This is a genomic window from Pseudomonas sp. CC6-YY-74 (genome assembly GCF_002025205.1).
GTDB classification, from domain to species: Bacteria; Pseudomonadota; Gammaproteobacteria; order Pseudomonadales; family Pseudomonadaceae; genus Aquipseudomonas; species Aquipseudomonas paeninsulae.
In genome coordinates this window covers 3,295,280-3,311,427 of record NZ_CP019947.1, presented here as the reverse complement: position 1 = coordinate 3,311,427, position 16,148 = coordinate 3,295,280, and the positions used below count along the sequence as shown (strand labels likewise).

Below are 16,148 nucleotides of genomic sequence, written 5' to 3'. Positions count from 1 at the left end.
TTGGAACCTGGCTTGATAGTCGGTTCCATTTTGGAACCTGTCAAGCTATGGTGAGCCATCGCTGGCTGGAGACTGTTCAATGCGTTGGGAAGAACTCGAGCAACAACCCTGTTCCCTGGCCCGCACCCTGTCGGTGGTCGGGGATCGCTGGACCCTGCTGGTGCTGCGCGAGTGCTTTCTCGGTATTCGTCGATTCGATGAGTTCGAGAAACGCCTGGGCGTGACCCGCCATGTGCTGGCCGAGCGCCTGAAGAAACTGGTCGAAGCCGGGGTGCTGGACAAGGTGGCTTACCAGCAGCGGCCGCTGCGTGAGGAGTATCGCCTGACCGCCAAGGGCCGCGACTTCTATCCGGCGCTTCTGGCCCTGGTCAACTGGGGCGATCGGCATATGAGCGGCAGCGAAGGCGCGCCGATCCGGCATATCCACCGTAGCTGCGGCAAGCCGATGCACGGCGTGTCGGTCTGCTCGGAGTGTGGCGAAGCGCTGCTGCCGGGCGATGTGGCGCTGGAGGAGGCGGCAGCGCTCAGGGGGCAACTGCTACCAGCGCACTGGCAGGCCCGGCGAGCGGAGGAAAACCCGTAGCCCGGATGCAATCCGGGGATGTGCGCTCCCTGCTTGCATCCGGGCTACGGGGCGGCAAAAAGCATCGAGGGCATGGGCTAGGCGCCCCCACCGCTTTACGAGCCCAGGCATGCCATGGTGCCTAGAACAGGCGCGCCAGCAGGGCGGTAACCGCCGTTTCCACGCGCAGGATACGTTCGCCCAGTTGCACCGGCTGCAGGCCAGCCTTGTGCAACATTTCGACTTCGTAGGGAATCCAGCCGCCTTCCGGGCCTATGGCCAGGGTCACGGCTTGTTCGACCGCCCGCGGGCAGGGCGGGTAGGCGCCGGGGTGACCGATCAGACCGAGGCTGCCGGCAGTCAGCGCTGGCAGGCGGTCTTCGACGAAGGGCTTGAAGCGTTTCTCGATGATGATTTCCGGCAGTACGGTGTCGCGCGCCTGTTCCAGGCCGAGGATCAGTTGCTCGCGTATTGCCAGCGCCTCGAGAAAGGGGGTTTGCCAGAAGCTTTTTTCGACCCTATAGCTGTTCAGCAACACCACTCTGGGCACGCCCATCGCGCTAATCGACTGCACTATGCGGCGCAGCATTTTCGGGCGCGGCAGGGCCAGCAGCAGGGTGATGGGCAGTTTGGCCGGAGCAGGCTGGTCGAGCGCGACGCTCAGTTCGGCTTCGTTGGCATCCAGGCGCAGCAACTGTCCCGTGCCCATCAAGCCATCCAGGCGGCCGACGCGCAGGCTATCGCCCGCTACAGCACGGTGCACTTCGTGCAGGTGTTTGAGGCGGCGGCCACGGAGCAGCGCACGGTCCGGGGCAACGAAGTCGCCGTCTTCCAGCAGCAGCAAGTTCACGGCTGAGGGGTAGGCGGTTGGTCGTTGTGTTCTTGCTCGGCGGCCTCTGTCTCGGCCTCGTGTTCGCTACGGCGCTTAACCAGATTGCCGCAGAGCAAGCCCACCTCGAACAGCAGCCACATGGGCACGGCCAGCAGGGTCTGCGAGAGCACGTCGGGCGGAGTCAGGACCATGCCCACGGCGAAGCAACCGACGATGACATAGGGCCGGCCTTTGCGCAGGGCGGCGACATCGACGATGCCAACCCAGATCAGCAGAAAGGTCGCCACCGGGATCTCGAAGGCCACGCCGAAGGCGAAGAACAGGGTGAGGACAAAGTCCAGGTATTGACCGATATCGGTCATCATCGCCACGCCTTCCGGGGTCACGCTGGCGAAGAAGCCGAACATGATCGGGAATACCACGAAGTAGGCAAAGGCCATGCCGCCGTAAAACAGCAGGATGCTGGAAATCAGCAACGGGATGGCGATACGTTTTTCGTGCTTGTACAGGCCCGGCGCGATGAAGCCCCAGATCTGGTGCAGGATGATCGGTATCGTGAGAAACAGGGCGACCATCATGGTCAGCTTGAACGGCGTCAGGAAGGGCGAAGCCACGCCCGTGGCGATCATGGTCGCGCCTTCCGGCAGGTAAGCCCGCAGGGGTGCGGCGACCAGCGCGTAGATCTCCTGGGAGAAGTAGAACAGCCCGCAAAACAGCAGTAGCACGGCTCCGACAATACGGAGCAGGCGCGTGCGCAATTCGGTCAGGTGCGAGACCAGGGGCATTTCCTGATCGTTGTCGGAAACTCGGCTCATGGTCGCGGACTTTTATCCTGGCTGGTGCTGGTGCCTGTCTCGGCCTTGGGGGCGGCTTCGCTAGTGGGGGTCGGTTCGAGCAGGCTGCTGAGGGGCGCGTTAGCGCTCTGCTTCATCGCCTTCATTTCGCGCTCAAGGTCGAGAATCTGCTCGTTATGCAGCTGGCGGCGGATTTCATCCGCGCCGATCTCGCGCTCGACCTCAGCCTTGATCGTACTGAAGCTGCGTTTGATCCGGCCGATCCACAGCCCGGCCGTGCGCACGGCACCGGGCAAGCGCTCGGGGCCCAGCACGAGCAGGGCGACCACGCCTATCAGCAGCAGCTCGGTAAAGCCTATGTCGAACATGGCTTAGTCTTTCTTCGTCGGTTCTTCGACCTTGCGCGCCTGGGCGTCGATGGTCTGGCCCTTGGGCTCTTCCACCGACGGCTTGTCGGCGTCGTCGTTACCCATGGATTTTTTAAAGCCCTTGATCGCGTCGCCGAGATCGGAACCCAGGCCTTTCAGGCGCTTGGTGCCGAACAACATGACGACGATCAGCAGGATGATCACGAGTTGCCAAATGCTTATGCCACCGAAACCCATGATGTGTACTCCTCAGTAGCTGGTTGTTGATAAATAGTTGGTCAGGATTGCGGGCGTGCGGCTTTTTCCGCGTGCCCAGACAGGCCGAAGCGGCGATCCAGTTCGTCCAGCACGGCTTGCGGATGCTGGCCGAGAGCGGCAAGCATGATCAAGCTGTGGAACCACAGGTCGGCGGTTTCGTAGATCAGGTCACTGCAGTCACCACTGACGGCGGCGTCCTTGGCGGCGAGAATAGTTTCCACCGATTCTTCGCCGACTTTTTCGAGGATCTTGTTCAGCCCCTTGTGGTACAGGCTGGCGACGTAGGAACTGTCGGGCGCGGCACCTTTGCGTGCTTCCAGGACTTCGGCCAGGCGGCTCAGGGTGTCAGTCATGGCGGTGTCCTTTGGCGTAGATGGCGTGCGGGTCTTTGATCACGGCATCGACGATTTTCCAGGTGCCGTTGTCGAAGACCCGATAGAAGCAGCTTTGCCGGCCGGTATGGCAGGCGATGCCGCCCAATTGCTCGACCTTGAGGATGATCACGTCGGCGTCGCAATCCAGGCGCAGTTCATGCAGCTTCTGCACATGGCCGGATTCTTCGCCCTTGCGCCACAGCTTGCCGCGCGAGCGTGACCAGTAGATGGCGCGCTGTTCGGCGGCGGTCAGGGCCAGGGCTTCGCGGTTCATCCAGGCCATCATCAGCACGCGGCCGGTTAGGTGATCCTGGGCAATCGCCGGCACCAGGCCGTCGCTGTTCCAGTTGATTTCGTCGAGCCAGTCGGTCATCGCTGCGTCCGCCCGTCACGGGCCTGTGGGATAGGGTTCTAGTGTGCCAGCGTGGCTGCGGTGTGGCTATCGGCGCATGACCAGATACACGCCGCCTGCGAGCATCGCCCAGCTTGGCCAAGCAGCGAGACTGAGCAGCAGGCCCTGGGTGGCCGCGCCGCCAATCAGCACGGCGCCGAGCAGGCGCGCCGGCCAATGCGCTTTGCTGCTGGATGCAGTGGGATTGCCGCGCGGCTGCTGGTTGAGGCGTTCCAGGGTGTCGCGGGCCATCTGCGACAGGTGCGGCACTTGCTCGGCCTGTTGTTGCAGGTTGCGCAGCAGGTGCAGCGGGCTGACCCGATCACGCATCCAGCGCTCGAGAAAGGGCTGGGCGGTCGCCCACAGGTCCAGGTCCGGGTAGAGCTGGCGGCCCAGGCCTTCGATGTTGAGCAGGGTTTTCTGCAAGAGAACCAGCTGCGGTTGGACTTCCATGTTGAAGCGTCGGGCGGTCTGGAACAGGCGCAGGAGCAATTGGCCGAAGGAAATATCCTTCAGCGGGCGCTCGAAGATCGGCTCGCAGACAGTGCGGATGGCCGCCTCGAAGTCGTTGACCTTGGTGTCGGCCGGCACCCAGCCGGAGTCGATGTGCAGTTGTGCCACGCGGCGGTAATCGCGCTTGAAGAAGGCCAGCAGGTTGCGCGCCAGATAGTCCTGGTCTTCCGCGGTCAGGCTGCCGATGATGCCGCAGTCGATCGCAATGTACTGCGGGTTCCAGGGCGTGCGGGTGCTGACGAAGATGTTGCCGGGGTGCATGTCGGCGTGGAAGAAGCTGTCGCGAAACACCTGGGTGAAGAAGATCTCCACGCCGCGCTCGGCCAGCAGCTTCATGTCGGTGCGCTGGTCGGTGAGGGTGGCCAGGTCGGTGACCTGGACGCCGTAGATACGCTCCATCACCAGCACCTTGGGGCGACACAACTCCCAGTACACCTGAGGCACATAGAGCAGAGGCGAATCCTCGAAGTTGCGCCGCAACTGGCTGGCGTTGGCCGCCTCGCGCAGCAGGTCGAGCTCGTCGTAGATGGTCTTTTCGTAGTCGCCGACCACTTCCACCGGGCGCAGGCGGCGCGCATCGGCGGAGGCCTTCTCGGCCAGTTTGGCGAGCAGGAACAACCAGGCCAGGTCCTGGCGGATCACCGGCTCGAGACCGGGGCGGATGACCTTGACCACCACTTCCTCACCGCTCTTCAGTTGCGCGCCATGCACCTGCGCAACCGAGGCTGAGGCCAGCGGCTGGGCGTCGAAGCGGGCGAACAGGTCGCCGACCTTGGCGCCGAGCTGGGCTTCGATCAGCGCCCGCGAGTGTTCCTGATCGAACGGCGGCACCTGATCCTGCAGCTTGGCCAGCTCATCGGCGATATCCATCGGCAGCAGGTCGCGGCGGGTAGAGAGCAGTTGGCCGAATTTGATGAAGATCGGCCCCAGTTCTTCCAGGGCCAGGCGCAGGCGGGCGCCGCGCGACAAGTGCAGGGCTTTGCGCGGCAGCCAGCGCCACGGCAGGGCATAGCGCAGAACGCGCAGCCAGAGCGGCAGGGGTTGGGCGAACAGCAGGTCATCCAGTTGGTAGCGGATGACTACGCGTTGAATACGCAGCAGACGACGAACGGCGAGCAGCTTCATGCGTTGGACTTATGCGGTGGGATGATGCGCTCGATGCGGGCATCGAGACGGTCGAGGTCGAGCTTGAGCCGGTCGAGTTCGGCGAAGCGGGCATCCGCTTCGCGTTGGCCGACCAGGCTACGCGATTCTTCGTTGAGGTAGTCAGCCAGATTCAGGCGCAGGCTGTCGAGGGTCTTGCCGGTCCAGTTGGCCCGGCTGCGGATATGGCTGCCGAGTAGCTGGCTGGCAAGCGGGCCGAGCCAGCGTGACAGTTCGTACTCCCAGTCCAGTTCCAAGTCCTGAAGAATTCCGGCCAGTTCCAGCAGGGCGGCGCTGTCGCCGTCCAGTTCGACCTGCGGGCTGTGCAGCACCGCCGTTTTGTCCTTGCCGGTGGCCAGGCGCAACAGGCTCGCGGCAGGCGCGCGCAGGCGGCAATCAGCCGCGCCGGCCCATTGCCCGGCCAGTTGCAGGCCTTCGCCGCTGGGCAGGATGAACAGTTGCAACGCCGGCGCCGTGCAGTCCACCGCGATCACCCGACCGCTCAAACGTGCCAGACGTGGCAGTGCCGTGCTGTCCAGGGCCAGCACCCGGTTGAGGCCGTGTTCGACGCCGGCCAGCAGGGCGGTGCTGAGCATCAGGGCTTGATGCCGCGATGCAGGGCGACGATGCCGCCGGTCATGTTGTGGTAGGTGACGCGCTCGAAGCCGGCCTCGACCATCATCGCCTTGAGGGTGTCCTGATCCGGGTGCATGCGGATCGACTCGGCCAGGTAGCGATAGCTTTCGGAGTCGTTGGTGATCAGCTTGCCCATCAGCGGCATGAAGTTGAACGAGTAGGTGTCGTAGACCTTCGACAGCAGGCTGCTCGACGGCTTGGAAAATTCCAGCACCAGCAGGCGCCCGCCAGGCTTGAGCACGCGCAGCATGGAGCGGATGGCGTCGTCTTTATGGGTGACATTGCGCAGGCCGAAGGCAATGGTCACGCAATCGAAATGATTGTCCGGGAACGGCAGCTTCTCGGCGTCGGCCTGGACGAACCGGACGTTGCCGGCCACGCCGCGGTCGAGCAGACGGTCGCGGCCGACCTTGAGCATCGATTCGTTGATGTCGGCCAGCACCACTTCGCCGGTGGGCCCGACCAGGCTGGCGAACTTGCGCGCGAGGTCGCCAGTGCCACCGGCGATATCCAGCACCCGGTTACCCGCGCGCACGCCGGATAGCTCGATGGTGAAGCGCTTCCACAGACGATGCATGCCGCCCGAGAGCAGGTCGTTCATCAGGTCGTATCTGGCGGCCACCGAATGAAACACTTCGGCGACTTTCTGCGCCTTCTGGCTTTCCGGTACATCCTGGAAACCAAAGTGCGTGGTGGGTTCGCTGTCGCTGTTCTTGCGCGGGTCGTTCATCTCGCCCTTACCTGAATATATAGAGAGGCTGAATCAAAGTGGCGGCCATTCTAAACCGAAAAGGCCGCGCTGAGCTGAAAGGGTCAAACTGCAAGTAGCGCCAATGTGAAATACCTGCTCACTCCTGCAGTGTGCAGCGAGTGGCTGCGGCTTATTGCTATAGTCGCGCGACTTAAGGTCGCAGTTGGTCTGCTGAGGAGAAACGCCATGGCCAGAATTGATGTGCAACGCCCCCATTCGCTCGGTCGCGAGGCCGCCCGGGAAAAAGCCGAGCAACTGGCCGAACGCTTGGCCCGCGAATACGCCGTGCGTTACAGCTGGAACGGCGACACCCTGGAATTCAAGCGCAGCGGTGCCGATGGTCGTATCGAGGTAGGCGAGGATCAGGTGCGTGTGCAACTTAACCTCGGTCTGCTGCTGTCTGCCATGAGCGGCAGCATCAAGCGGGAAATCGAAGAGGTGCTGGATAAGAGCCTCAAGGCCTGAGTTTGTGATAAAAATCTCCGTCGACTGCGGCCACTTGGGCGCCCGCTGCTGAGGTTGGGTAGCTGCTGAGGCTCGGCTGATCTTTTTTCGCAACTAGTATGTGGTTTCTAATTTTCCTCGATACCGTGTGTTCAAGCCTGCATTCCGTGGGCGTTTCCTCAAACCACTGCGCGTGAGGTGCACCATGTCGAAAGTTGTCGTGAAGAAGAAAGTCGAAGTCGAAGTCGAAGATAAAGCCACCGTGCTGACCGACGCCAAAGTCTATGCCCGCAAGATCTGGCTGGCTGGCCTGGGCGCCTACGCCAAGGCCGGACAGGAAGGCTTCGAGTATTTCAAGGAGCTGGTCAAGAGCGGCGAAGGCGTCGAAGAGCAGGGCAAGAAGCTGGTCAGCGAGCAAGTCGAGGCAGCCAACAGCCAGATCGACCACGTCAAGAACAACGTGACCGGCAACGTCAGCAGCGTAAAAGGTAAAGTCGAAGTGCAGCTCGATAAAATCGAGAAGGCTTTCGATGCCCGTGTGGCCAGTGCGCTCAACCGTATCGGCATCCCGTCCAGGCAGGACGTTGCAGCACTCTCTGCTAAGCTTGATCAGCTGAGCGCGTTGCTCGAGCAAGTCGCGCGTACCAAATAAGGAGAACAGCATGGCCGTCAAAAAGAAAATCGAAAAGCAGTCCAGCTCCTGGATCGGCGAAGTTGAAAAATACTCGCGCCAGATCTGGTTGGCAGGTCTAGGTGCTTACTCCAAGGTCAGCAAGGACGGCACCAAGCTGTTCGATACGCTGGTCAAGGACGGCGAAAAAGCCGAGACGCTGGCCAAGAGCGAAGTCGACAAGCAAGTCGATGCGGTGAAGTCCACTGTCGAGTCGAAAGTGGGCAGCACCAAGTCCAAGGTCGATGAAGTCAAGGATCGGGCACTCGGCAAGTGGGGCGAGCTGGAAGAAGCGTTCGACCGGCGCCTGAACAACGCCATTTCGCGTCTCGGCGTACCGAGCCGCAATGAAGTGAAAGCGCTCAACGCCAAGGTCGATAGTCTGACCAAGCAGATCGAGCAGTTGACCGGTGTTTCGGTCAAGCCTGCCGCTAAGTCTGCCGCCAAGCCAGCAGCCAAAGCCGCTGCCAAGCCGGCAGCGAAAGTTGCAGCCAAGCCAGTCGCCAAGGCCGCCGCCAAACCTGCGGTTAAAGCTGCACCCAAGCCAGCTGCTAAACCGGCCGCCAAGCCGGCTGCAAAGCCAGCAACCAAGCCCGCGGTAAAAGCCGTCGCTAAGCCGGCTGCGCCGCAAGCTGCAGCGGAGCCAGCAGCTGCGCCTGCGCCTGCTCCTGCGCCCGTAGCTGCTCCAGCAACACCGGCCAGCCAGGCCTAAAGACTTACCGCGGTAAACACAAACGCCCGGCCTAGTGCCGGGCGTTTGCGTTTGTGTTTACGCGGGATTCAGCTTGGCAGACTCAGGTTTCCAGATAGCGTTGCGCCAGATGCTCGGCAGCGAAGCGTGATTCACTTGTCAGGTGTGGCGCCACCAACATCATCACCTGATAGACCACCAGTCGGCTCTCGCCCTCGCGGCCGATGATGCGCTGATAGTCGAGAGAGAACAGCAGGGTCATGGTGATCTGCTCGACCAGTTGGCCGAGGGAATGGGTATCGCTGACTAGCTGATTTTCCGCCTTCAGTCGCGCCAGCAGTGATGCCAGGGTGCGTTTCAAGGCGTTCAACCAGTTACGGATGCCGCGGGCCAGCTTTGGCAAGCGCCCGGCCAGGTTGGACAAGTCCTGGAACAGAAAGCAGTAGTGTGCCATGCGTTCGACGATCAGGTGCAGGAACAGCCAGTAGTCCTCGACATCCAGGCGTACGTCGTCAGGAGGATTGAGCAGTGGCGCCAGTTCTGCATGGAAACGCTCGAACAGACCGAGAATCAGCGGTTCTTTACCGTGGAAGTGGTAGTACAGGTTGCCCGGGCTGATCCCCAGTTCATTGGCGATTTCCAGGATGGAAACATTCGGCTCGCCTTGCTGGTTGAACAGCATCAGCGCGCATTCGAGGATACGATCGCGGGTTTTCATCCGGTCTTCTTATGCTGACAGGGGCGGCTGGAAGATAACCGGCCGAAGGTGGCCTCGGCCGGTGCTCGGTAGCGTGCGCTGCTAGCGCACATGCACAAAGGTGCCGGGTGCTGCTTCCATTGCCGGGTAATGCGCGTTGCCCAGGGTTACAAGGGTATCGCGTTGCTCGCCGGCGTGCTCCTGGATCCAGTTTAGCCACTGCGGCCACCAGCTGCCGTCGTGCTTCTGGGCGTCATGGTACCAGGCGCGCGGGTCGGCGCTGAGCTTGTCGCTCTCGAGGTAGTTGGCCTTGGGGTTGCCCGGCGGGTTGAGGATGCTCTGGATGTGCCCGCTGTTGGACAGGATGAAACGCTTGTTGCCGCCCATCAGCAGGCTTGAGCGGTACACCGCATCCCAGGGGGTGATGTGGTCGTTGATTCCGGCGACGTTGAAGCTGTCGACCGTGACCTTGCGCAGGTCGACCGGGGTGCCGCAGATTTCCAGGCCGCCGGCACGGATCAGCGGATTGTGTTGGAAGAAGTCGATCAGGTCGCCATGCAGGGCGGCCGGCAGGCGGGTGCTGTCGTTGTTCCAGTAGAGAATGTCGAAGGCCGGTGGTTGCTTGCCGAGCAGGTAGTTGTTGATCCAGTAGTTCCAGATCAGGTCGTTGGGGCGCATCCAGGCGAACACCCTGGCCATGTCGCGACCGTCCAGTACGCCTTGCTGATAGGAGCGGCGCTTAGCCGCCTCCAGGGTTTTTTCATCGGCGAAGAGCATGGCCGGGCTATCCAGCTGACTGTCCAGCAAGCTGACCAGATAGGTGGCGCTGGCGACTTTGCGCAGCTGCCGCTTGGCTTGCAGGTGCCCCTGCAAGGCGGCGATGGTCAGACCGCCGGCGCAGGCGCCCAGCAAGTTGACGTCCTTGCTGGCGGTGATCGCCCGACAGACATCAATGGCCTCTTCGACTGCCTGCACATAGCTCGACAGGCCCCACTCGCGATGACGCGCGTCCGGGTTGCGCCAGCTCACCACGAAGACCTGCAAACCGTTCTTCAGCGCGTACTGGACGAAGCTCTTGTCAGGCGACAGGTCGAAGATGTAGTACTTGTTGATCTGCGGCGGCACGATCAGCAGGGGCCGTAAGTACTGCTTCTCGCTCATCGGCTTGTACTGGATCAGCTCCAGCAGTTCATTGCGGAACACCACCGCGCCGGGCGTGGCGGCCAGGCTGCGGCCGACTTCGAAGGCGTGCTTGTTGACCTGGCTGGGCAGGCCGTCGTTGTGCAGCAGGTCGTCGAGCAGATGGCCCAGGCCTTTGACTACGCTGCTGCCGCCACTGTTGAACAGTTCCTTGAGCGCCAATGGGTTGAGTAGGGTGTTGGTGGGGGACAGGGCATCGCCGAGGATGCTGACAACGAAGCGCGCACGGGTGCGGTCGTCGGCGCTCATGTCGCTTTCCTCTATCCAGTTGTCCAGCTGATGTTGCCAGGCCAGGTAGGCCTGCAGGCTGCGCCGGTAAAACGGATTGAGTTGCCAGGTCGGATCGGCAAAGCGCGCATCCTTCGGGTTGACCTTGTACGGCGTGTCGCCGAGCAGGACGCGGCCCAGTTGTCCGCCCAGCGCCAGTACGTGTCGGCCGCTGTGAACCGGCTGGCGCAAGCCCTGCAAGGCCAAGCCGCGCAGGGTGGAAAGCACGTCTCTGGCACGCAGGCCAACGACCGCGTTCTGGGCATTCATTGAGCCGGACGGGGCCGGCAGGCTATGTGCCGAAGGTTGTTTGCGCATGGGGCGACACTCCAAAACTATCCGTGATCAGGGAGCAATACAGCAAGGCTTGTACCAAGAGGCTGCGGGTTCGCCGTCTAGACTAGCGCAGGATGTTCCCCAGCATGTAACTGCGTGGGCAATCAAGTGCCAGACCCCCAGGCCTGCACCAAGATGGGGCAGTCGTGTGCCGTTCGTGCCCCACTCGGCTCGGTGATCGTGAACCTATTGGGCTCATCGGGCGAGGGGTTTTTTACCGGCTGATCTGCGATGGTGAACATATCGGGTGCTGTCGCGAGAGCCGCTCGGGGCGTTGCGCAACGCCAGCAGCGCGCGCGGTCGCAGGACGAGCGTTTTGCGCTGAATGCCCCCGCTTTTTTATGTAGTGCAACCTCGCCGCGGGCGTTGGCAGGCCGCCGCAGTCGGCGAGCGTTTTTTCAGCGTATCTCGGTGCGGCTCAGTTCTGGCGAGCAGTTGAGGGCTTGGGGTGCATCACTGCAGGTTGGCGTTCTTCGGCGAGGAACTTCATGATCAGCGGTGCCACTACTCCGGCGCGGGTCACCAGGAACAGGTGACCATCGTCGATTACGTGCAGATCGGCATTCGGAATGCGCCAGGCCAGCAGGCGCATGTTGATCAGCGGGATCAACGGGTCGTCGTCGCCGGCCAGTACCAGGGTCGGTTGGCGGATCTTGTGCAACCAGTGGATGCTGGTCCAGCCGACGCCAGCGAACAGCTGCCAGTAGTAGCCCATCTTGCCGCCCGAGCGCACCTTGCTGGCATGTGCCAGGGCCAGCTTGGGGTCGCGGCGGAAGGCGCCGCCATAGATGTCCGGAGCGATCTGCACGCCATAGGACGGCTGCACATAGCGCCGCGGACTGGCCATGCGCCAGAGCACCTTGGGCTTGCCCGGGACCATTACCGCGCCGGCCGAGGTGGCCGCCAACACCAGCTTCTTGCAGCGTTCCGGGTAGTCATGGGCGAACTGTTGCGCCAGGGCGCCGCCCCAGGACACGCCGATCACATTGACCTGGCCGTAGTCCAGGTAGTCGAGCATGCGCGCCGCCAGTTTGGCCAGGCCGGGGAAGCGATAAGGGGTGCGGGGGGTCGAGGAGCCACCGACACCGGGCACGTCGAAGGCGATCACTTCGAGATCGCTGTCGAGCGCGCGAACGAAGGGCATGACCAGTTCCAGGTTGGCGCCGATACCATTGAAAATCAGCAGCGGCGCCATCTTGCCACTGCCGGGACGCACGGCAGTACGGATGGTTTGGCCATCCAGGTCGATGGTGCGGAATACAAAAGGTAATGACATGCGCGCAGGCCCTATGAGTGAAAACACTGGGTGAGACCGTCCAGGTCTCACCGAGAACTACCAGGGCAAACCTGGTCGCCAACGCGGCGGGTATGCCGGTTGGGCGAGCGGCACTTCCAGGTGCCGCGGGCAGTGGTGCGCAGGGCGCAGTCGATCAACGTTCGTGTACGTAGGTTCCAGGTGCTGGCTCGCCGGGCGGGAACTGTTTGTTGCCCAGTTTGCTCGGCGCTTTTTTACTCGGCCCGGAGCGCTCGGTCAGCCACTTCTGCCAGTGCAGCCACCAGGAGTCGGTGTGCTTGGTTGCATTTGCCTGCCAGTCTTTCGGCTCGAAGGGCATTTCCGTGTTGGTCATGTAGCGCGACTTGGGGTTGCCCGGCGGGTTGAGGATGCTCTGGATATGCCCGCTGCTGGACAGGACGAACTCGCATTTGCCGCCGAACAGGTGGACCGACCTGTAGCACGCCTCCCAGGGGGTGATGTGATCGGTGGTGCCGGCGAGGCAGAAGACGTCGCAGGTGACCTGCTTGAGGTCGATCGGCGTGCCGCAGACTTCCAACGCGCCGGGACGGATCAACGGATTGGTCTTGAACATGTCGATGAACTCGCCGTGCAGCGCGGCGGGCAGGCGGGTGGTGTCGTTGTTCCAGTGGAGGATGTCGAACACCGGAGGTTCGTTGCCGAGCAGGTAGTTGTTGACCCAGTAGTTCCAGATCAGGTCGTTGGGACGCATCCAGGCAAACACCTTGGCCATGTCGCTGCCCTCGATGACGCCGGCCTGGTAGGAGCGCCGCTTGGCCATCTCCAGGGTATTCTCGTCGGCGAACAGTGCGACCTGGGTGTCCAGTTTGTTGTCCAGCACGCTGACCAGCAGGGTCAGGGCGTGAACCTTGTGCTCGCCAAGCGCCGCATAGTGGCCGAGCAGCGAGGCAGTGGTCATGCCGCCGGAGCAGGCACCGAGCATATTGATATCTTGGCTGCCGGTGATCGCGATGACCGCCTCGATGGCTTCCTTGAGCGCTTCGATATAGCTCGACAGGCCCCACTCGCGTTGCGCCTTGGTCGGGTTGCGCCAACTGACCACGAAGGTCTGCACGCCGCTACGCAGCAGGAAGCGCGCCAGGCTCTTCTCTGGCGACAGGTCGAAGATATAGAACTTGTTGATCTGTGGTGGCACCACCAGCAGCGGGCGCTCGTGCACCTGTTCGGTGCTCGGTCGGTACTGGATCAGCTCCAGCACGCTGTTGCGGAACACCACCACGCCTTCGGTGGTGGCCAGGCTCTTGCCGACCTCGAAGGCCGTCATGTCGACCTGGCTGGGCATGCCGCCGTTATTGACAATGTCCTTGGCCAGGTGCGACAGGCCGTCGAGCAGGCTCTTGCCGCCGGTCTCGAAGAAGCGCTTGACCGCCGCCGGGTTGGCCATGCTGTTGCTCGGCGCCATGGCGTCGATCATCAGGTTGATGACGAAGTGTCCGCGGTTGGCGTCCTGCTCCGACAGGTTGCTGTGCTCGACCCAGTCATGCAGTTCCTTGCGCCAGGCCAGGTAGGTTTGTAGATAGCGCTTGTACAGCGGATTCTGGCTCCAGGCCGGATCGACGAAACGGCGGTCGCCACTCTCGGGTTGCAGGTCGGACTTGCCAAGCAGGACGTTCTTCAGCTCCACGGCGAAATGAGCGACGTGTTTGGCGCTGTGAAACGGTTGCCGGATGGCCTGGGTGAGCACCGTGCGAGCCGACGTAAGCAGGTCCTTGCTTTGGATGCCGACGATCGGGTTCAGACCGAGGGTGTTCTCTGAAGCTTGGCGTTTCAGATCATCATTGCTTTTTTCAGACATCTACGACGCTCCATTGTCCTGAGACGAATACCGGCGTGTTGCTGTGCAAGGCGACACGGGACTAGACCGGGTATTGCTCGGGTTACCGGGGGCGGAACTAATCCGCTTCTCAATGTATGCATCCGGCTTGGCCAAATGCAGGGAACCTGCCAGTTCCTTGGTTACCCGAGTTTATTGATTTGCGCAAGCTTGCCGCGATACGGGCAAGTGCGCGCTGAGTATGCCGAGATAGATTAGAAAGTGCGCTCTAACCTCGGCGCGGGAAGCTCTTGAGCGTGGATCCGTCCGCCCGTTGCAGGCGGCTGGAATAGGCGGGGCGGCTCTGGCTCGCCTGTTGGGCTAGAGCATCAGCTTGACCACGAACTCGTCGGGGTCGCGGGATTTCCCGGCAGCAGCGAGCGCGGTCAGGTAGTCGGCCCATAAACGATCCTGATGGGTGGCCAGTTCATACAGGTAGTCCCAGCTGAACAGCCCGCTGTCGTGGCCATCGTCGAAACAGAGCTTCAGGGCGTAATTACCGGCCGGCTCGACGCCGCTCAGGGCGACGTGCAGCTTGCCGGTCTGCAGAATGGGCTTGCCATGGCCTTGCACTTCCGCCGAGGGCGAGTGCACGCGAAGGAACTCTGCCGGCAGGGTGTAGCTGGCGCTGCCGTATTGCAGCTCCAGGGTTCGCGATGCCTTGTGCAGTTTGACTGCGGAGGGGATGTGCATTATCGATGCCCGGTTGTTGTAGGAGTCAGCAAGCCGACTCCTACAGGTTGGCTGTTGGGTTAAAGAATATAGCGCGAGAGGTCTTCGTCCTCGGCCAGTTCGCCGAGGTGGTCATTGACGTAGTCGGCATCGATGCGGATCGGCTTCTCGTCATGCTGGGCGGCCAGGTCGCCGGCGCTGAAGGACACCTCTTCGAGCAGGCGCTCGAGCAGGGTGTGCAGGCGTCGCGCACCGATATTCTCGGTCTTCTCGTTGACCTGCCAGGCAATCTCGGCAAGCCGCTTGATGCCGTCTGCGGCGAACTCGATTTTCAAGCCCTCGGTGTTGAGCAGGGCAATGTACTGCTCGGTCAGGGAGGCGTGCGGTTCGGTGAGAATACGCTCGAAGTCTTCCGGCGACAGCGCCTTGAGTTCGACGCGGATTGGCAGGCGGCCTTGCAGTTCCGGCACCAGGTCGCTCGGCTTGCTCAGGTGGAAGGCGCCGGAGGCGATGAACAGGATGTGGTCGGTCTTGACCATGCCCAGCTTGGTGTTGACCGTGCAGCCCTCAATCAGCGGCAGCAGGTCGCGTTGCACGCCTTCGCGGGAGACGTCGGCGCCGCCAACGTTGCCACGTTTGGTGACCTTGTCGATCTCGTCGATGAAGACGATGCCGTTCTGCTCCACGGCTTCGAGGGCCGTGGCTTTCAGCTCTTCCTCGTTGACCAGGCGCGCGGCCTCTTCGTCGCGCACCAGCTTCAGCGCTTCCTTGACCTTGAGCGTGCGGCTCTTCTTCTTGCCCTTGCCCATGTTGGAGAACAGGCTCTGCAGCTGGCTGGTCATCTCTTCCATGCCCGGCGGGGTCATGATCTCGATACCGGCAGGACTGTCGGTCACCTCGATGTCGATGTCCTTGTCATCCAGCTGGCCTTCGCGCAGGCGCTTGCGGAACAGTTGGCGGGTATTGGAGTCGCCGCTCGGCGTTGGGTCTTCATTGAAGCCGGCGCGCGGCGGCGGTAGCAGGGCATCGAGGATGCGCTCTTCGGCGGCGTCTTCGGCACGGTGGCGGACCTTGATCATCTCCTGCTCGCGGAGCATCTTGATCGCAGCATCGGCCAGGTCACGAATGATCGACTCGACATCGCGGCCGACGTAGCCGACTTCGGTGAATTTGGTCGCTTCGACCTTGATGAACGGTGCACCGGCCAGTTTGGCCAGGCGTCGGGCGATTTCGGTCTTGCCGACACCGGTCGGGCCGATCATCAGGATGTTCTTCGGCGTCACTTCGGTGCGCAACTCCAGCGGCAGTTGCATACGCCGCCAGCGATTACGCAGGGCGATGGCCACGGCACGCTTGGCGTCATCCTGGCCAATGATGTGGCGGTTGAGTTCGTGAACGATTTCGCGGGGCGTCATGGACAT

Annotated in this window: 19 protein-coding genes; 4 read left to right on the top strand and 15 right to left on the bottom strand. The window is 62.2% G+C overall.

Features of this window, described 5'->3' with window-relative positions:
• The first annotated feature begins 79 nt into the window (after window positions 1–79).
• The gene (locus B2D37_RS15065; RefSeq protein WP_079203451.1) at window positions 80–583 is read left to right on the top strand and encodes a helix-turn-helix domain-containing protein; all 504 of its coding nucleotides are present in this window, start codon (window positions 80–82) and stop codon (window positions 581–583) included.
• Window positions 584–704: 121 nt separating this feature from the next.
• On the opposite strand, the gene B2D37_RS15060 is transcribed toward B2D37_RS15065, so the two are convergent.
• The 9 genes from B2D37_RS15060 to ubiE form a co-directional block, all read right to left on the bottom strand.
• On the bottom strand, window positions 705–1,412 hold the full coding sequence (locus tag B2D37_RS15060) for a 16S rRNA (uracil(1498)-N(3))-methyltransferase (RefSeq protein WP_079203450.1): 708 nt from the start codon (window positions 1,410–1,412) through the stop codon (window positions 705–707).
• Window positions 1,409–2,209 carry a twin-arginine translocase subunit TatC gene (gene tatC / locus B2D37_RS15055; protein WP_079203449.1) on the bottom strand — a complete coding sequence of 267 codons (801 nt, stop codon included), beginning with the start codon at window positions 2,207–2,209 and terminating at the stop codon, window positions 1,409–1,411. Before tatC ends, B2D37_RS15060 begins: the two co-directional genes overlap by 4 nt.
• Window positions 2,206–2,556 carry a Sec-independent protein translocase protein TatB gene (tatB, locus tag B2D37_RS15050; RefSeq protein ID WP_079203448.1) on the bottom strand — a complete coding sequence of 117 codons (351 nt, stop codon included), beginning with the start codon at window positions 2,554–2,556 and terminating at the stop codon, window positions 2,206–2,208. Before tatB ends, tatC begins: the two co-directional genes overlap by 4 nt.
• Window positions 2,557–2,559: 3 nt before the next feature.
• Entirely contained in the window at window positions 2,560–2,793 is a 234-nt protein-coding gene (gene tatA / locus B2D37_RS15045) for a twin-arginine translocase TatA/TatE family subunit (RefSeq protein ID WP_079203447.1), read from the bottom strand.
• 41 nt (window positions 2,794–2,834) lie between these two features.
• Window positions 2,835–3,167, bottom strand: coding sequence for a phosphoribosyl-ATP diphosphatase (locus tag B2D37_RS15040; RefSeq protein WP_079203446.1), 333 nt, complete (start codon window positions 3,165–3,167; stop codon window positions 2,835–2,837).
• Complete coding sequence (gene hisI / locus B2D37_RS15035) at window positions 3,160–3,561, bottom strand: phosphoribosyl-AMP cyclohydrolase (RefSeq protein ID WP_079203445.1); 402 nt, start codon at window positions 3,559–3,561, stop codon at window positions 3,160–3,162. Before hisI ends, B2D37_RS15040 begins: the two co-directional genes overlap by 8 nt.
• A gap of 66 nt (window positions 3,562–3,627) precedes the next feature.
• Window positions 3,628–5,217: a ubiquinone biosynthesis regulatory protein kinase UbiB gene (ubiB, locus tag B2D37_RS15030; RefSeq protein WP_079203444.1), complete on the bottom strand. Its 1,590-nt coding sequence runs from the start codon at window positions 5,215–5,217 to the stop codon at window positions 3,628–3,630.
• Entirely contained in the window at window positions 5,214–5,831 is a 618-nt protein-coding gene (locus tag B2D37_RS15025) for an SCP2 domain-containing protein (protein WP_079203443.1), read from the bottom strand. The genes ubiB and B2D37_RS15025 overlap by 4 nt, the downstream gene beginning before the upstream one ends.
• Window positions 5,831–6,601 (bottom strand): bifunctional demethylmenaquinone methyltransferase/2-methoxy-6-polyprenyl-1,4-benzoquinol methylase UbiE, encoded by a 771-nt coding sequence (gene ubiE, locus B2D37_RS15020; RefSeq protein WP_079203442.1) that lies wholly within the window; start codon window positions 6,599–6,601, stop codon window positions 5,831–5,833. The genes B2D37_RS15025 and ubiE overlap by 1 nt, the downstream gene beginning before the upstream one ends.
• Window positions 6,602–6,808: 207 nt before the next feature.
• Here ubiE and B2D37_RS15015 point away from each other — a divergent pair, with 207 nt between their 5' ends.
• The 3 genes from B2D37_RS15015 to B2D37_RS15005 all read left to right on the top strand — a co-directional run bounded on the left by B2D37_RS15015 (window position 6,809) and on the right by B2D37_RS15005 (window position 8,448).
• Complete coding sequence (locus B2D37_RS15015; RefSeq protein ID WP_079203441.1) at window positions 6,809–7,087, top strand: polyhydroxyalkanoic acid system family protein; 279 nt, start codon at window positions 6,809–6,811, stop codon at window positions 7,085–7,087.
• Between the two features lie 184 nt (window positions 7,088–7,271).
• Window positions 7,272–7,718, top strand: coding sequence for a phasin family protein (locus tag B2D37_RS15010; RefSeq protein WP_079203440.1), 447 nt, complete (start codon window positions 7,272–7,274; stop codon window positions 7,716–7,718).
• A 10-nt stretch (window positions 7,719–7,728) separates the two neighbouring features.
• Window positions 7,729–8,448 (top strand): phasin family protein, encoded by a 720-nt coding sequence (locus B2D37_RS15005; RefSeq protein ID WP_079203439.1) that lies wholly within the window; start codon window positions 7,729–7,731, stop codon window positions 8,446–8,448.
• Between the two features lie 82 nt (window positions 8,449–8,530).
• Here the strand turns inward: B2D37_RS15005 and B2D37_RS15000 are convergent, their stop codons facing one another.
• The 6 genes from B2D37_RS15000 to hslU form a co-directional block, all read right to left on the bottom strand.
• Window positions 8,531–9,145 (bottom strand): TetR/AcrR family transcriptional regulator, encoded by a 615-nt coding sequence (locus B2D37_RS15000; RefSeq protein ID WP_079203438.1) that lies wholly within the window; start codon window positions 9,143–9,145, stop codon window positions 8,531–8,533.
• Window positions 9,146–9,226: 81 nt separating this feature from the next.
• Window positions 9,227–10,909 carry a class II poly(R)-hydroxyalkanoic acid synthase gene (phaC, locus tag B2D37_RS14995; RefSeq protein ID WP_079203437.1) on the bottom strand — a complete coding sequence of 561 codons (1,683 nt, stop codon included), beginning with the start codon at window positions 10,907–10,909 and terminating at the stop codon, window positions 9,227–9,229.
• Between the two features lie 436 nt (window positions 10,910–11,345).
• Entirely contained in the window at window positions 11,346–12,203 is an 858-nt protein-coding gene (gene phaZ / locus B2D37_RS14990; RefSeq protein WP_079203436.1) for a poly(3-hydroxyalkanoate) depolymerase, read from the bottom strand.
• A 154-nt stretch (window positions 12,204–12,357) separates the two neighbouring features.
• On the bottom strand, window positions 12,358–14,037 hold the full coding sequence (gene phaC, locus B2D37_RS14985; protein WP_079203435.1) for a class II poly(R)-hydroxyalkanoic acid synthase: 1,680 nt from the start codon (window positions 14,035–14,037) through the stop codon (window positions 12,358–12,360).
• 339 nt (window positions 14,038–14,376) lie between these two features.
• Entirely contained in the window at window positions 14,377–14,748 is a 372-nt protein-coding gene (locus B2D37_RS14980; RefSeq protein WP_079203434.1) for a gamma-butyrobetaine hydroxylase-like domain-containing protein, read from the bottom strand.
• A 59-nt stretch (window positions 14,749–14,807) separates the two neighbouring features.
• Window positions 14,808–16,148 carry an ATP-dependent protease ATPase subunit HslU gene (gene hslU, locus B2D37_RS14975; protein ID WP_079203433.1) on the bottom strand — a complete coding sequence of 447 codons (1,341 nt, stop codon included), beginning with the start codon at window positions 16,146–16,148 and terminating at the stop codon, window positions 14,808–14,810.

Excerpts from the sequence above, each read along its gene's own strand:
- B2D37_RS15015 (WP_079203441.1), top strand. The coding sequence starts at position 6,809 with ATGGCCAGAATTGATGTGCAACGCCCCCATTCGCTCGGTCGCGAGGCC.
- B2D37_RS15005 (WP_079203439.1), top strand. The coding sequence starts at position 7,729 with ATGGCCGTCAAAAAGAAAATCGAAAAGCAGTCCAGCTCCTGGATCGGC.
- ubiB (WP_079203444.1), bottom strand. The coding sequence starts at position 5,217 with ATGAAGCTGCTCGCCGTTCGTCGTCTGCTGCGTATTCAACGCGTAGTC.
- B2D37_RS15040 (WP_079203446.1), bottom strand. The coding sequence starts at position 3,167 with ATGACTGACACCCTGAGCCGCCTGGCCGAAGTCCTGGAAGCACGCAAA.
- hisI (WP_079203445.1), bottom strand. The coding sequence starts at position 3,561 with ATGACCGACTGGCTCGACGAAATCAACTGGAACAGCGACGGCCTGGTG.
- B2D37_RS15025 (WP_079203443.1), bottom strand. The coding sequence starts at position 5,831 with ATGCTCAGCACCGCCCTGCTGGCCGGCGTCGAACACGGCCTCAACCGG.
- tatB (WP_079203448.1), bottom strand. The coding sequence starts at position 2,556 with ATGTTCGACATAGGCTTTACCGAGCTGCTGCTGATAGGCGTGGTCGCC.
- B2D37_RS15065 (WP_079203451.1), top strand. The coding sequence starts at position 80 with ATGCGTTGGGAAGAACTCGAGCAACAACCCTGTTCCCTGGCCCGCACC.
- tatA (WP_079203447.1), bottom strand. The coding sequence starts at position 2,793 with ATGGGTTTCGGTGGCATAAGCATTTGGCAACTCGTGATCATCCTGCTG.
- B2D37_RS15010 (WP_079203440.1), top strand. The coding sequence starts at position 7,272 with ATGTCGAAAGTTGTCGTGAAGAAGAAAGTCGAAGTCGAAGTCGAAGAT.
- B2D37_RS15000 (WP_079203438.1), bottom strand. The coding sequence starts at position 9,145 with ATGAAAACCCGCGATCGTATCCTCGAATGCGCGCTGATGCTGTTCAAC.
- phaC (WP_079203437.1), bottom strand. The coding sequence starts at position 10,909 with ATGCGCAAACAACCTTCGGCACATAGCCTGCCGGCCCCGTCCGGCTCA.
- phaZ (WP_079203436.1), bottom strand. The coding sequence starts at position 12,203 with ATGTCATTACCTTTTGTATTCCGCACCATCGACCTGGATGGCCAAACC.
- ubiE (WP_079203442.1), bottom strand. The coding sequence starts at position 6,601 with ATGAACGACCCGCGCAAGAACAGCGACAGCGAACCCACCACGCACTTT.
- phaC (WP_079203435.1), bottom strand. The coding sequence starts at position 14,037 with ATGTCTGAAAAAAGCAATGATGATCTGAAACGCCAAGCTTCAGAGAAC.
- hslU (WP_079203433.1), bottom strand. The coding sequence starts at position 16,148 with ATGTCCATGACGCCCCGCGAAATCGTTCACGAACTCAACCGCCACATC.
- tatC (WP_079203449.1), bottom strand. The coding sequence starts at position 2,209 with ATGAGCCGAGTTTCCGACAACGATCAGGAAATGCCCCTGGTCTCGCAC.
- B2D37_RS14980 (WP_079203434.1), bottom strand. The coding sequence starts at position 14,748 with ATGCACATCCCCTCCGCAGTCAAACTGCACAAGGCATCGCGAACCCTG.